The organism is Sphingopyxis sp. H053, assembly GCF_001468225.1.
Lineage (GTDB): Bacteria > Pseudomonadota > Alphaproteobacteria > Sphingomonadales > Sphingomonadaceae > Sphingopyxis.
In genome coordinates, this window is sequence record NZ_LNRU01000001.1 from 119,868 (window position 1) to 133,925 (window position 14,058).

13 protein-coding genes and 2 riboswitches are annotated in these 14,058 nt (G+C 66.8%); all 13 genes read left to right on the plus strand.

The genetic code is table 11. From position 1 onward, the window contains the following. The first annotated feature begins 29 nt into the window (after positions 1-29). The gene (locus tag ATE70_RS00530) at positions 30-1,883 is read left to right on the plus strand and encodes an SPOR domain-containing protein (protein WP_058536022.1); all 1,854 of its coding nucleotides are present in this window, start codon (positions 30-32) and stop codon (positions 1,881-1,883) included. Further along, positions 1,880-3,052: a deoxyguanosinetriphosphate triphosphohydrolase gene (locus tag ATE70_RS00535; RefSeq protein ID WP_058536023.1), complete on the plus strand. Its 1,173-nt coding sequence runs from the start codon at positions 1,880-1,882 to the stop codon at positions 3,050-3,052. The genes ATE70_RS00530 and ATE70_RS00535 overlap by 4 nt, the downstream gene beginning before the upstream one ends. After that, positions 3,045-3,692: an NAD-dependent epimerase/dehydratase family protein gene (locus ATE70_RS00540; RefSeq protein WP_058536024.1), complete on the plus strand. Its 648-nt coding sequence runs from the start codon at positions 3,045-3,047 to the stop codon at positions 3,690-3,692. The genes ATE70_RS00535 and ATE70_RS00540 overlap by 8 nt, the downstream gene beginning before the upstream one ends. Positions 3,693-3,750: 58 nt before the next feature. Next, a riboswitch (glycine riboswitch) is annotated at positions 3,751-3,852 on the plus strand. Next, a riboswitch (glycine riboswitch) is annotated at positions 3,853-3,956 on the plus strand. It begins immediately after the preceding riboswitch. Between the two features lie 55 nt (positions 3,957-4,011). Then, positions 4,012-5,148 carry a glycine cleavage system aminomethyltransferase GcvT gene (gene gcvT / locus ATE70_RS00545; protein WP_082639327.1) on the plus strand — a complete coding sequence of 379 codons (1,137 nt, stop codon included), beginning with the start codon at positions 4,012-4,014 and terminating at the stop codon, positions 5,146-5,148. Between the two features lie 3 nt (positions 5,149-5,151). After that, entirely contained in the window at positions 5,152-5,523 is a 372-nt protein-coding gene (gcvH, locus tag ATE70_RS00550) for a glycine cleavage system protein GcvH (RefSeq protein ID WP_058536025.1), read from the plus strand. A 36-nt stretch (positions 5,524-5,559) separates the two neighbouring features. Next, positions 5,560-6,381: a glycosyltransferase family 2 protein gene (locus ATE70_RS00555; protein ID WP_231732540.1), complete on the plus strand. Its 822-nt coding sequence runs from the start codon at positions 5,560-5,562 to the stop codon at positions 6,379-6,381. A 3-nt stretch (positions 6,382-6,384) separates the two neighbouring features. Beyond that, positions 6,385-7,743, plus strand: a complete 1,359-nt coding sequence (gcvPA, locus tag ATE70_RS00560) for an aminomethyl-transferring glycine dehydrogenase subunit GcvPA (protein WP_058536026.1) — start codon at positions 6,385-6,387, stop codon at positions 7,741-7,743. A gap of 32 nt (positions 7,744-7,775) precedes the next feature. Then, positions 7,776-9,284, plus strand: coding sequence for an aminomethyl-transferring glycine dehydrogenase subunit GcvPB (gene gcvPB, locus ATE70_RS00565; protein WP_082639374.1), 1,509 nt, complete (start codon positions 7,776-7,778; stop codon positions 9,282-9,284). After that, a complete protein-coding gene (locus ATE70_RS00570) occupies positions 9,284-9,631 on the plus strand; it encodes a hypothetical protein (RefSeq protein ID WP_058536028.1) in 348 nt (115 codons plus the stop codon). Before gcvPB ends, ATE70_RS00570 begins: the two co-directional genes overlap by 1 nt. A 19-nt stretch (positions 9,632-9,650) precedes the next feature. Next, a complete protein-coding gene (locus ATE70_RS00575; RefSeq protein WP_058536029.1) occupies positions 9,651-10,100 on the plus strand; it encodes an ABA4-like family protein in 450 nt (149 codons plus the stop codon). Between the two features lie 14 nt (positions 10,101-10,114). Beyond that, positions 10,115-10,732 carry a DUF938 domain-containing protein gene (locus ATE70_RS00580; protein ID WP_082639324.1) on the plus strand — a complete coding sequence of 206 codons (618 nt, stop codon included), beginning with the start codon at positions 10,115-10,117 and terminating at the stop codon, positions 10,730-10,732. A gap of 101 nt (positions 10,733-10,833) precedes the next feature. After that, the gene (locus ATE70_RS00585) at positions 10,834-12,393 is read left to right on the plus strand and encodes a fatty acid--CoA ligase (RefSeq protein WP_058536031.1); all 1,560 of its coding nucleotides are present in this window, start codon (positions 10,834-10,836) and stop codon (positions 12,391-12,393) included. A gap of 59 nt (positions 12,394-12,452) precedes the next feature. Continuing rightward, positions 12,453-13,931, plus strand: coding sequence for an energy transducer TonB (locus ATE70_RS00590; protein ID WP_197411344.1), 1,479 nt, complete (start codon positions 12,453-12,455; stop codon positions 13,929-13,931). The last annotated feature ends 127 nt before the right edge of the window (positions 13,932-14,058 follow it).

Sequence of the window (14,058 nt, forward strand, 5' to 3'; positions counted from 1 at the left end):
GGCGGGCCGGAAATCGGGATGAGTTGCCCATGCGGCAAGCGAAATTGACGGCGAAGCCGGCGCGCGCACGGCGGATCGTCGGCGCGCTCGCCGCGCTGTTGTTTGGGACGGCCGCGCTGCCGTCCGTTCACGCGCAGGTGACTCCGCCCGATCCGGCGACCAGGGCGGCGATGGAAAAGCGGACTGCGGCGCGCGCGCTCCTCTCTTCCTCACTCGCGCGCATCGCCTCGAACAACAGCGACACGTCCGCGCTGCTCAATGCCGGCCGTGCGTCGATCGAGCTGGAGGATTATCGCGCCGCTGTCGGCTTCCTCGTCCGTGCCGAACAGGCGAGTCCGCGCGACGGAGCGGTCAAGGCCGCGCTGGGTTCGGCGATGGTCCATATGGAAAACCCGACGCGTGCGCTCGATTATTTCGGTGAAGCGCAGCTGATGGGCGCGCCCGAACGGCTGTTCCTCGCCGACCGCGGCCTCGCGCGCGACCTGCTCGGGCAGCAGGATGCGGCGCAGCGCGATTACCAGCTCGCGCTGTCGATCGCGCCCAATGACGAACTGACGCGGCGCTATGCGCTGTCGCTCGGGATCAGCGGCGATGCCGATCGCGCGATAGCGTTGCTGACGCCGCAATTGCGGGCGCAGGATCGCGGCGCATGGCGCCTGCGCGCGATGATCCTCGCGATGAACGGGCGCGACAAGGAAGCGACCGACATCGTCAACGCGACGATGCCGCCCGCAATGGCGCAGAACATCATGCCCTATCTGACCCAGATGGACCGGCTCAATCCCGCGCAACAGGCGGCCGCGGCCCATTTCGGGCGCTTCCCGAACGGGCAATTGGGACCAAAGCGCAAGCCGGTGCAGGTTGCCGCCGCCACGCCGCCGCCGGCCGCTCCGCCGGCTGCAGCGACGGGCAAGCGTCAGGCAACGCGCGACCAGCGGCGCCCCGTCATGTCGGCGACGCCCGCGCCGTCAGGCCGCAAACCCGTTTCGGAACCGGTCACCCGGCTGGTCGCCGCAACGCCCGCCGCGGCGTCGACATCGCCCGGTCCGTCCGCCTCGAATGCCCCGGTGCTGCGTTCGCCGTCTGAGCAGGCTATTCGCAAGCCAATCGAAGCACCAGCCCCGTCTCCGAGCCCGGCCCCGACGCAGGCGGTCAGCCCTGTCCCGCCACCCGCTTCGATACCCGCCGCCTCGGCGCCCGATCCGATCGGCGTGGCCGTCGATCCCGGCAAGGGCCCGGTCGGCCCGGGCTTTTCGATCGCCGACATGGGCCGTTCGACGGGGGCAGTGTCGACTCCGGTGCCGCCCGCCGCGACCGAAGCCGTTGCGCCTGCCTCGTCGCCGGCGGTGAACGTGGCAGCCGCCACACCAGCATCCGTTTCGGCGGCGCCGCTCGCCTCGCTCGCCGACATCGTCGGATCGATTGAAATCCCGGCCGAAGAACTGGCGCAGTCGGGCAACGCCGTCGGCGCCGACACGCTCGCCCGGCTGATGGCAGACAAGCGGAAGGCTGAGGCGGCCGAGGCGGCGAAACGCGAAAAAGACAGTGCTGCCGCGAAATTGAAGGCAGAAGCCGACGCGAAAGCCAAGGAAGAAGCGGCCGAGAAGAAGGCCAATCCGGCGCGCATCTGGGTCCAGGTCGCGACCGGTGCGAATGCGAAGGCGCTCGCGACCGATTTCGGCAAATTCGCCAAGAAAAGCCCGGCCGTATTCAAGGGCAAATCGGGCGCGACGACCGAATGGGGCAAGACCCGCCGTCTGCTCGTCGGCCCGTTCAAGGACCGCAAGGCGGCGCAGGATTGGCTCGCCGACCACAAGAAGGCTGGCGGCGACGGTTTCCTGTTCAACAGCGAGGCGGGCCAGTCCGTCGATCCGGTCAAGTGAGCATAGGCAATTGCGCCAGCGATCCCGCATCTAGCCGCGGGCGCCTTCATGCCGAGCTCGGCCGCGTCGTGCGCGGCCCGCGCGACGACTTCCAGCGTGACCGCGACCGCATCATCCACTCGATCGCCTTTCGCCGCCTGCGTCACAAGACACAGGTGTTCGTTGCGCCCGACGGCGACCATTACCGCGTCCGCCTGACTCACAGCATCGAGGTCGCGCAGATCGGCCGCGGCATCGCGCGCGCTCTCGGGCTCAACGAGGATCTGACCGAGGCATTGTGCCTTGCGCACGATATTGGTCATCCGCCCTTCGGCCATGCGGGCGAGGACGCGCTGAAGGCCGCGATGGCGGCGCATGGCGGCTTCGACCACAACGGCCACACGCTGCGCACGCTCGCGCGGCTCGAATGTCCCTATCCGCTTTTCGACGGCCTTAACCTGACATGGGAGACGCTCGAAGGGCTCGCCAAGCATAACGGGCCGGTGGCAAACCCCGGCTGGGCGCTCGCCGAAATCGACCGCGATTTTGGACTCGATCTTGGCAGCCATGCCAGCCTCGAAGCGCAGATCGCGGCGGTCGCCGACGACATCGCCTATGACAATCACGATATCGACGATGGCCTCCGCGCCGGGCTGCTTGACCTCGACCAGCTGATGGAACAGCCCTTCGTCGCCGCCAATTACCGCGCGGTCGAGGAGCGTTTCCCGGGCGCGCCGCGCGACCGCTTGCTCCGCGAACTCGTCCGCGACCAGATCGGCGTGATGGTCAACGATGTGATCGCGGCGACCGAGACGAATGTGACCGAAGCGGGGGTGGGGAGCGTCGAGGAGGTTCGCGCCGCGGGCCGCGCGCTCGGCGGCTTTTCGTCCGAACTTGCGGCGCAGGAGCGCGATCTCAAGCGTTTCATGTACGCCAACCTCTATCATCACCCCGAACAGGTCGCCGCCGCCGAGGCAGCAAACCAGGTCGTCGGCGATCTCTTCGCCGCCTATGCCGCCGATCCGCGCCTGATGGGCGCGGACTGGTCGGGGCGCCTTCCGCATGAAGAATGCGCGACAAACCGGCATATCGGTGATTATATCGCCGGCATGACCGACCGTTTCGCCATCGACCGCTATGCTGAAATCTTCGGCCGCGGTGCGGTGCCACAGGCGCTGGCGCATGCCTGACGCGCTGATCGTCGGCGCGACGGGGCTGATCGGGCGCGCGGTGATCGAACGTTTCGGTTCCAATCCCGTCACCGTGCTTGCACGCCGCGAAGTCGAAGGGCTGGCGGCGCAGCACAAGCCACTGGTCGCGCCGTCCGAACGCTGGACCGAGACTATCGCCGCCGAAAAGCCCGCCGTCCTCATCTCCTGTCTCGGGACGACAATCCGGCAAGCGGGGTCGCAAGCCGCCTTTCGCGCGGTCGACCACGACCTCGTGCTCGCTGCCGCGCGCGGGGCCAGGGCAGGCGGCACCCCGCACATGATTACGGTGAGTTCGGTCGGCGCCGCGGCGAAGAGCGGCAATTTCTATCTGCGGACCAAGGGCGAGACCGAGGACGACCTCCGCGCGCTTGGCTTTGACCGGCTCGACCTGATCCGCCCCGGCCTGCTGCGCGGCGACCGGCCCGGGCCGCAGCGGCTGGGCGAAGGGATTGCGACGATCGCGGCGCCGTTGACCGACGCATTGCTTCACGGCTCCTTCCGCCGCTATCGCTCGATTTCGGGCGCTACGGTCGCCGCGGCGATCGCCGCGCTCGCCAGGCAGGGCGGTTCGGGCGTGCATATCCACGAAAACGACGCGATCCGCGCGCTCGCCGATTGACTCCGTAAATCGGCAGCGCCAAGGCTCGCAGCGTCTGTCGGGCCTCGCAAGAGATTCGACCGGCCGCGCGGGAGAGCGTGGGGGCAGGGCAACCGGCACCTCACCACCGAAGGAGCAACCGCCCCGGAAACTCTCAGGTCAGCAGGACCGCGCAGGCTGGAACGGACACTCTGGAAAGCGTTCCGGCCCCAAACCGGAACCACCGAAGGGGTAACCCCATGATATGGGGGAAAACTCTCAGGTTCCCGTGACAGAGGGGGCATGGCGACAAGGCGCGGCGATGGGCCGCGCGCACGCTATGCAACCGCGGGAGACTGGCATGACCGACACCGAATTCACAGGCGATGAAGCGGGACTTGAGACCGCGACGCTGCCGCTTGACGCCTGGCACCGCGCGAAGGGCGGCCGGATGGTCGAATTCGCCGGCTACTGGATGCCGATCCAGTATGAAGGCATCATGGCCGAACATCTGTGGGTCCGCGAAAACGCCGGCCTGTTCGACGTCAGCCATATGGGGCAGCTGGCTTTGTCGGGCGACGATGTCGCCGAGGCGCTTGAAACGCTCGTTCCCGGCGACATCGCGGGGCTGAAGCCCGGCCGGATGCGCTATTCGCTCTTGCTCGACGAAGACGGCGGCATCCTCGACGATCTGATGATCACCAACGAGGGCGACCAGTTCGGCATCGTCGTCAACGGCGCGGTGAAGTGGGAAGATATCGGCCACCTGCGCGAAAATCTTCCCGACGATATCACGCTCAACCACAACGAAGATTATGGTCTCCTCGCGCTGCAGGGGCCGAAAGCGGTCGACGCGCTCGCACGGCTGGTGCCCGAGGCCGCGAGCCTCGTCTTCATGCAGGCGGCCCGCGCGACCTGGGCCGGCCATGCGATTGCGCTGAGCCGCTCGGGCTACACGGGCGAGGATGGATTCGAGATTTCGCTGCCGAACGAGGCGCTTGAGGTCTTCGCCGATGCGCTCTGCGCGATGGACGAAGTGAAGCCGATCGGGCTCGGTGCGCGGGATTCGCTGCGGCTCGAAGCAGGCCTGCCGCTCTACGGCCACGACCTGACCCCCGCGATCGATCCCGCCGAAGCCGATCTTGGCTTCGCCGTCAGCAAGCGTCGCCGCGAAGAAGAGAATTTCCCCGGCGCGGCGCGAATCCTCGGCCACCTCGCCGACGGCAGCCCGCGCAAGCGCGTCGGCCTGCTCGTCGACGGCAAGCTGCCGGTGCGCGAGGGCGCGAAGCTGTTCGATGGCGAGGACGAGATCGGCGTCGTGACGTCGGGTGGCTTTGCGCCGAGCGTCGGCGCGCCGATCGCGATGGGCTATGTCCCGCGCGACCACGCCGTGCCCGGCACTGCGGTCGCTGCCGAAGTGCGCGGCAAGCGCGTGCATTGCACCGTCGCCGCGATGCCCTTTGTCCCGCATAATTATGTTCGTAAAACAGGAGGTTGAGTGATGCCGCGTTATTTCACCGAAGAGCATGAGTGGATCGACGTCGACGGCGATGTCGCGACGGTCGGCATCACCGACTTCGCACAGGGCCAGCTTGGCGACATCGTGTTCGTCGAAGTTCCCGACACCGGGGCGGAACTCAGCAAGGGCGGCGACGCCGCGGTGGTCGAATCGGTCAAGGCGGCAAGCGACGTCTATGCCCCCGTTGACGGCACCGTTACCGAGGGCAATGGCCAGCTCGAGGAAGATCCCGCGCTCGTCAATTCGGACCCTGAGGGCGAAGGCTGGTTCTTCCGCATGACGCTTGGCGACAAGAGCCAGCTCGAAGGGCTGATGGACGCGAAGGCGTACAAAGTCTTCTGCGACGCGCTTTGAAGGATTCCCCTCCCGCTTGCGGGAGGGGGAGATAATGTGATCGCAACCGATCCTGCCCTTGCCAATTGCCGTCTGATGGTGGCGACGCCCATCTATGAAGGGGCGCAGGGCACCTATGTCCGCGCGGCGCTCGACCTCGCGCTGCGCGCGCAGGCGATTGGCATGGTGGTGCGGTTCGAATTCATCCTCTATCAACCGTCGATCACGCGCGCGCGCGACATGCTGACCGCGATGTTCCTCACCAGCGACTGCACGCACCTGCTGTTCGTCGACGCCGACATCGACTTTTCGGTCGATGATGTTTTTTCGCTGATCAAGGTCATGGCGGAACATTCCGAGTGCGGCGTCCTCGGCGGTGCCTATCCGCGGCGAATGATTAACTGGCGCAACGTCGCGCGCGCGGTCGAACTGGGGCTGGCGAAGGATAATCCAGCCGACCTTGCCCGGTTTTCGGGCGATTTCGCGCTGCATTTCCTGCACCCCGACCAGAATTTCAAGATGACCGATCTGGTCGAACTGGCGCGGCTCGGCACCGCGATGATGCTGATCCGCCGCGAAGTGCTCGAAGGCATGCGTGCCGCTTTGCCCGACCTCCTTTTCCGGCCCGATCCGGCCGAACGCGACGCGCACGGCGTCGGCGAACTCGAACCCGCTTTTTTCTGCCCGCTGATCGAGCCCGAAAGCCAGGCGCTCCTGGCCGACGATTACGCCTTTTGCCGCCGCGTCCGCGATGCCGGGTTTCGCATCTGGCTCGCGCCCTGGATCCGCACGACGCACGCCGGTCCCGCGGTCTTTTCGGGCACGTTAGCGGACACCGTCCAACTTTTTTCCGCAAAACCAGCCTCTTCTTCGGAGTAGTTCATGCGTTATCTTCCTCTTACGTCCGACGATCGCACGGCGATGCTCGCCACCATCGGTGCTGCGTCGATCGACGACCTGTTCGTCGACGTCCCCGCCGAAGCGCAGCTCGATGGCCCGATCGCGGGCTTGCCGATGCACGCCAGCGAGCTCGCGGTCGAGCGCCACATGGGCGCACTCGCGCGCCGCAGCCGCGCCGCGGGCGAGGGGCCTTTCTTCCTTGGCGCCGGCGCCTATCGCCACCATGTGCCGGCGAGCGTCGATCATCTGATCCAGCGCGGCGAGTTTCTCACCGCCTACACGCCGTACCAGCCCGAAATCGCGCAGGGCACGCTGCAGATGCTGTTCGAATTCCAGAGCCAGGTTGCGCGGCTGCTCGGCACCGACGTTGCCAACGCGTCGATGTACGACGGCTCGACCGCGTGCTGGGAAGCGATCGTCATGGCGCGGCGCATCACCAAACGCGCGAAGGCGCTGCTTTCGACGGGCCTCCACCCGCATTACCGCAGCGTTGCGCGCACGATGGCGAAATATACCGGCGATGTGCTGGTCGATGGCGACCCGAGCCTCGACGCCGGCACCGACTGGGCGGCGCTCGCGGACAGCATCGACAAGGAAACGAGCTGCGTCGTCGTTCAATATCCCGACATCCTCGGCCGCATCGACGATATGACGAAGCTCGCCGAAGCGTGTCAGGCCGCGGGCGCGCTGCTGATCGCGGTCGTGACCGAACCCGTCGCGCTCGGCCTGATCAAATCGCCCGGCGAAATGGGCGCCGATATCGTGGTGGGCGAGGGGCAGTCGCTCGGCGTCGGCCTGCAATTCGGTGGTCCTTATGTCGGCCTCTTCGCTTGCAAGACCAAATATGTCCGCCAGATGCCCGGCCGCCTCTGCGGCGAGACCGTCGACGCGAACGGCAAGCGCGGCTTCGTGCTGACGCTGTCGACGCGCGAGCAGCATATTCGCCGCGAGAAGGCGACGAGCAATATCTGCACTAATTCAGGGCTGTGTGCGCTGGCATTCAGCATCCATATGACCTTGCTCGGCGAAGCGGGCCTCCGCCAGCTCGCTGCGATCAACCATGGCCGCGCGAAGGCTGCCGCCGCCGAACTGGCGAAGGTGCCCGGCGTGTCGGTGTTGAACAACAGCTTCTTCAACGAGTTCACGCTGCTGCTGCCGACCGCGGCGCGGCCCGTGATCCACAAGCTCGCTGAAAAGGACATATTGGGCGGCGTTTCGCTCGGCCGTCTCTATCCCGACAACGCCGGCCTCGAAAATGGCCTCGTCGTCGCCGTGACCGAAACCGTGACCGATGCGGATATTTCCGCCTTCGCCGCGGCCCTGAAGGAGGTGCTGGCATGACCGCGCTCAACCGCGCCGGATGGCGTCCCGAAATGAATGTCGCCGGCGGCGCCGACGATAGCACGACCTTTACCGGCAACCGCGCGCTGATGCTCGAGGAAGCGCTGATCTTCGAGATTGGCGGCAGCGAGACGACCGGGGTCGACTTCGACGAGGCTGCACCCGCCGCCGACCTTGGTGCGCTTGCGCGCACCGCGCCGATCGGCCTGCCGGGGCTCAGCGAATCCGAAACGGTGCGCCATTACACGCGCCTGTCGCGGCAGAATTACGCGATCGACCTCGGCCTCTTCCCGCTCGGCAGCTGCACGATGAAGCACAACCCGCGCCTCAACGAAAAGGTCGCGCGGATGCCCGGTTTCGCGGACGTTCATCCGCTGCAGCCGCAGGAAACGGTGCAGGGCGCCTATGCAGTGATCCACGAGCTCGCCGAATGGCTGATCACGCTCACCGGCATGCACAGCGTCGCGATGTCGCCCAAGGCGGGCGCGCATGGCGAACTGTGCGGCATCCTTTGCATCAAGGCGGCGCTCGAAGCGCGCGGTGAGGACCGCCGCGTGATTCTCGTGCCCGAAAGCGCGCACGGCACCAACCCGGCGACGGCAGCCTTCGCGGGCTTCACCGTCGAGGACATTCCGGCAACCGAGGCGGGCCGCGTCAACCTCGAAGCCTTGAAGGCGCGCCTTGGCCCCGATGTCGCTGGCGTGATGATCACCAACCCCAACACCTGCGGCCTGTTCGAGCGCGAGATGAAGGCGATCTCGGACGCGGTTCATGCCGTTGGCGGTTATGTCTATTGCGACGGCGCGAACTTCAACGCCATCGTCGGCCGCGTGCGCCCCGGCGACCTCGGCGTCGATGCGATGCACATCAACCTGCACAAAACCTTCTCGACCCCGCACGGCGGCGGCGGACCCGGCTCGGGCCCGGTCGTGCTGTCGGCGGCGCTCGCGCCCTTCGCGCCGCTGCCTTTCGTCACGAAGCACGGCGATGACTTCCGCCTGATCGAGGAGGAGAATGCGGGCGAGGATCATCCGCAGACCTTTGGCCGCATGACCGCTTTCCACGGCCAGATGGGCATGTTCACGCGCGCGCTGACCTATATCCTCAGCCACGGTGCCGACGGGCTGAAGCAGGTCGCCGAGGATGCGGTGCTCAACGCGAACTATGTGCTGCGCAGCCTCGAGAGCGTGCTCGATGCGCCCTTCGCGGCGTCGGGTCCGTGCATGCACGAGGCGCTGTTCAGCGACAAGGGGCTCGCCGAAGGCTTCTCGACGCTCGATATCGCCAAGGGGCTGATTGACGAGGGCTATCACCCGATGACGGTCTATTTCCCGCTCGTCGTCCACGGCGCGATGCTCGTCGAGCCGACCGAGACCGAGAGCAAGGCGGCGCTCGACCAGTTCATCGGCGCGCTGCGCAGCATCGCGCTGCGTGCGAAGAACGGCGACCCCGCGCTCAAGACCGCGCCGCATTTCGCCCCGCGTGCGCGCCTTGACGAGACGCTCGCGGCGCGGAAGCCCATACTCGCCTGGGAGGGCTGATGACCGAACCCGCGCCCGGCCCCGAACGCCCCGAAACGCGCTCCGGCGCGGGGTGTTTGGCGGCCGGCGCGCTGTTCGCGATCGTCGCGATCCTCGGCTGGCTTATCGCGATCACCGCCTATGGTCTCGTCGTCGAGCAATGGGAGATGATCGAGGTCCGCCGCGAGTTCAGCTACGACTGGGCCTTTGTCTATGCGCCGCTGTTTGCGATCGGGCTGGGCGCGGCGGCGGCGTTCGCGGCGTCGCGCCGCGCTTCGGCGGCGCGAATGACCTTGCTGATTGTCGTTACGGGGGCCATTGCGCTGCTCGGCGGCGTCGTCCTGTTTGGGCTCGGCGGGCTGATCTGAACAGGCGAGGGGGCAAGACATGAGCTGGGACACGATTTTTCTGCTGGTGAATTACTGGGCGTTCGCGAGCTGGTTCGCGCTCGTTTTTCTGCCGCGCGGCCCGAAAACCCTCGCAGCAATTCTCTATGCTGGCGTGTTCCTCCTCTGCCTTGCCTATACGGTGATGATCGTGGGCTACCTGACCGGCGGCATCGACCCCGGCGGGCCAAGCAGTAACGATTTCACGACATTGGCCGGGGTGATGAAGCTGTTCGACAGCCCGGGCGGCGCGACGCTGGGGTGGACACACTATCTGGCCTTTGACCTGTTCACCGGCATGTGGATCGCGCGCGACGCCGACCAGAAGGGGTTCAGCCGCATCGTGCAATTCCCCTTCCTGTTCCTGACCCTGATGGTCGGTCCGGTCGGGCTGTTCGCCTGGCTGATCGCGCGCGAACGCCGCGCGCGGGCACAGGCAAAGGGCAAGTGACAGCGCAGCCGTGGATGCCGGGTGACGGCGATCCGGCCGACAAGCGCCACGCGCCCGCGACCTTGCGCAACCGCGACGCGATCGCCGCGGTTCTTGCCGATTGGCTGCCCGAAGCCGGCACGGTGCTGGAGGTCGCGAGCGGATCGGGCGAGCATGTCGTCCACTTTGCCGCCGCTTTTCCGCATATGGGCTGGCAGCCGAGCGATCCCGATCCCGCCGGCCTGACCTCGATCACGGCGTACCGCGCCGAAGCCGGTCTTGCGAACATCGCGCCGCCGCTCGCGCTCGATGCGTCGGCGCCCGAATGGCCCATCGACCGCGCCGGTGCGGTGCTCTGCATCAATATGGTCCACATCAGCCCGTGGGAGGCGACGCTGGGCCTGTTCGCGGGCGCGGCGCGGCTGCTCGCCCCCGCTGCACCGCTGATCCTCTATGGCCCCTATGTCGAACCCGACGTGCCTACTGCGGAAAGCAATCTCGCCTTCGATGCCAGCCTGCGCAGCCGCAATCTCGCATGGGGCCTGCGCGATACCGACGCCGTCAAAGCCGCCGCCGCCGATGCCGGTCTCGCCTTCGCCGAGCGCCGCGCGATGCCCGCGAACAACCTGATGCTGCTGTTCCGCCGCACCTGACGGACCTGACAGGATCGGCGATCGGCGCTTTACCTCGCGGGTACAGTCGCTAGCCTCCCCTCGATTGCGCGCAAAAGACGCGATTCGAGGAGAGAGAGCCGATGGGCCGCGACGTTTCGGAGCTGTTTACGTTCGACGAATTCCTGACCCATTGGGCCGGCGAGCGCCCCGACCGGGTGGCGCTGCGCGAAGAGGATCGTGTCTATACCTATGCCGAACTTGACGATCGCACCGCGCGCGCAGCATCGGCTTTGATTGCGGCGGGGCTGAAGAAGGGCGACCGCATCGCGTGGATCGGCAAGAACAGCGATCTCTATTTCACGCTCTTCTATGGTGCGGCGCGCGCGGGCATTGTGATGGCGCCGATCGGCTGGCGCCTGTCGCCGGCCGAATGGGCTTTCATCGTCAACGACACACAGGCAAAGATGGTCTTCGCCGGGCCCGGGTTCGAAACCGTCGCAGATCAGCTCGCGGGCAAGCTGCAGAACGATCCGGCGATCGTCGGCGCCGCCGATGCCTGGGCGATGATCGACGGCGCGACGCGCGTGCCCTTCGAACCCTCGGGCGCCAACGACGCGGTGCTTCAGCTTTATACCTCGGGCACCACCGGCAATCCCAAGGGGGCGGTGCTGTCGAACCACAACCTCTTCGCGCTCCGCAAACATTCGAGCACGCTCGACCTGCCCTATACCAAATGGGAGGATGACGAGGCGGTGCTGGTCGCGATGCCGTGCGCGCATATCGGCGGCACCGGGCTCGGCATCATGGCGCTCGCCTCGGGGCTGCCCGGCGTCATCCTCGCCGAATTCAACCCCGACGGGGTGTTCGACGCGGTCGAGCAGCATGGCGTCACGCGCTTCTTCATCGTCCCCGCCGCGCTCCAGATGCTGCTGATGCATCCGCGCTGCGCCAGCGTCGATTACAGCCGCCTCAAATATATCCTCTATGGCGCCGCGCCGATCCCGCTCGATCTGCTGCGCCAGTGCATCAAGGTCTTCGGCGCGCAGTTCATCCAGGCTTACGGGATGACCGAGACGACCGGCACCATTTCGATGCTGCCGCCCGAGGATCATGACCCTGCGGGCAATGCGCGCATGCGCTCGGCGGGCAAGGCGCTCCCCGGGGTCGAAATCGTCATCCTCGGACCCGACGGGCAACCCGTGCCGACGGGCGAGGTGGGCGAGGTCGTGACGCGCTCGTCGAACAATATGCTGGGTTACTGGAACCTGCCCGACGCGACGGCAAACACGATGACCGACGACGGCTGGATCCGCACCGGCGACGCGGGCTATCTCGACGCGGACGGCTATCTCTTCATCCACGACCGGATGAAAGACATGATCATCACCGGCGGCGAGAATGTCTATCCGGCCGAGGTCGAGAGCGCGATCTTTGGCCACCCCGCGGTGCAGGAGGTCGCGGTGATCGGCATTCCCGACGAGAAATGGGGCGAGACGGTCAAGGCGGTCGTCGTCGCCAAGCCCGGCACGACGGCCGACGAAGCCGACATCATCGCCTGGGCGCGCGAACGCATCGCCCCCTTCAAATGCCCGCGCAGCATCGACGTGATCGAGGCGCTGCCGCGCAATGCCAGCGGCAAGATTCTGCGCAAGGATCTGCGTGCGCCCTATTGGGAGGGTTATGCTCGGATGGTGAATTGACGCACGAAGCCAGCTATGGCTTATAATCTGATGTAATGTCGCCAGCTTTTGCCCTCGCAATGCTCACCGCCCCGGCTGGAATGCCGCTGGCGGTGATGGCGCCCGTGCCTCAGCCCAGTTCCAGCGAAATGCGCGAAAACCGTCGCCGCGATGAACGCCTTTGCCGCAGCGCGGCGCGTCACCGCACCGATCTTGCCCGCCTCGAAGCCGGCCCCCACGCGCTGTCGCGGATCGCCGAATATCTGTGGCGCGGTGAGGGCGGCTGCCGCAAGGACCCGGCGCTGGCCATTGCAGTGCTGCGTTTTGCCATCGGCGACAGCGCATTGGCCTTCGACGACGCCCGTATCGTTGCTCAGCTGGCCAGCTATTTGAAGGAGCGTTCCGACTTTCGCGACTTGGCCGAACTGAACGAGCTCCAGAAGATCTTATGGGTTCGCGGCTATTCGAAAGGCGATCTTGCCCCGCTATGGCTGGGGACAGAGATGCGCGCCTTTGTCGCCCGCGACGACATCTGGACTTTCCTGTCATCGCCCCGGCCCAACGGGATATGGGCCTGGACGGAGGCGGTCAGGTTTCAGGCGCTGCTTGATCCCCTCTCGCCGCGCTACGCGCCATATGAAGGGGTCGCGATCATCGAGAAGGGGTTCGACAGCGATCGATGGCTGCGGGGCGCGCGTCTCCTGTTGGAAGGCGCGAAAGACCTGCCGCCCGACCCGGTTCGCGCCGAGGCTTTGCTGATGCGCGCCGCACCAGACAAGGATGAGGCGCGGCTGCTCCTGGCCGAGACGCTGGTGCAGCGGCTGGCGAGCCCGGACGCCGCCGTCCGCGCCGCGGCGATCAACCGGTTCGCAGCTTGGTCCACCGCCAAAGAGCCGGGCACGATAGCGATCCGGGCCGCTCTGCTGCCGGCGCTCCGCGCGCAACTCGCGGCGGCGGACCGCGACGAGCAGCGGCAGGCCGTTGGCTTCCTGACCCAATATGCCTTGACCGACCCCGGTGCCGATCACGGCGCCTTGCTCCGGTGGGCGGATGCAGCGCTGCGCCGCGGCGACACCGCGGACAAGGTGGCCGGATGGCGCGCGCTCGTCAGCCTTTCGGACGCCAGGATCGCCGGTGCCGACAGGATCATGGCCGAGGGGTTCGCGCGCGCGGGCGGCATGGTCGACCGCGGCCCGCTGCGAGCGGAAGACTTGCGGCGCATAGTGACGAGCGACGACTATCCGGCCCGGGCCACGCGCGAGAAGGTCGAGGGCGTGGTCGACGCCGAGGCGATTTTCTCTCCCGATGGCCGCGTGCTGCAGGTCATCGTCGCGAATGCCCCGCCGCCGGTCCTCGCCGACCAAGTGCGAAAGACCGTGACGCGCCGTCTCCGGCTGCGGCCTGCGCCCGATCGCTATGTCCGCGCCAGGCTGGCCCCGATCCAGTTCCGTGTGGCGGCCTGTGCGGCGGGAACCGAGCGGACGGTGGCGGTCGCAGGGGCGTTGCTGGTCGATTCCAGCTTTTGCTCCTCGCCGCCGCCCGACCTCCCGATTCCTTGAGATCGCGTCTTTCGCCGCCTATTCCGGGCGGTGTGAAAATGTGAAAGCCAACCTTCCCGCGGCGGCATAAATTCACCCCACATCCGGCCTTTCACGCGACCTACACCCCGAAAGGCCGATGCGTTTT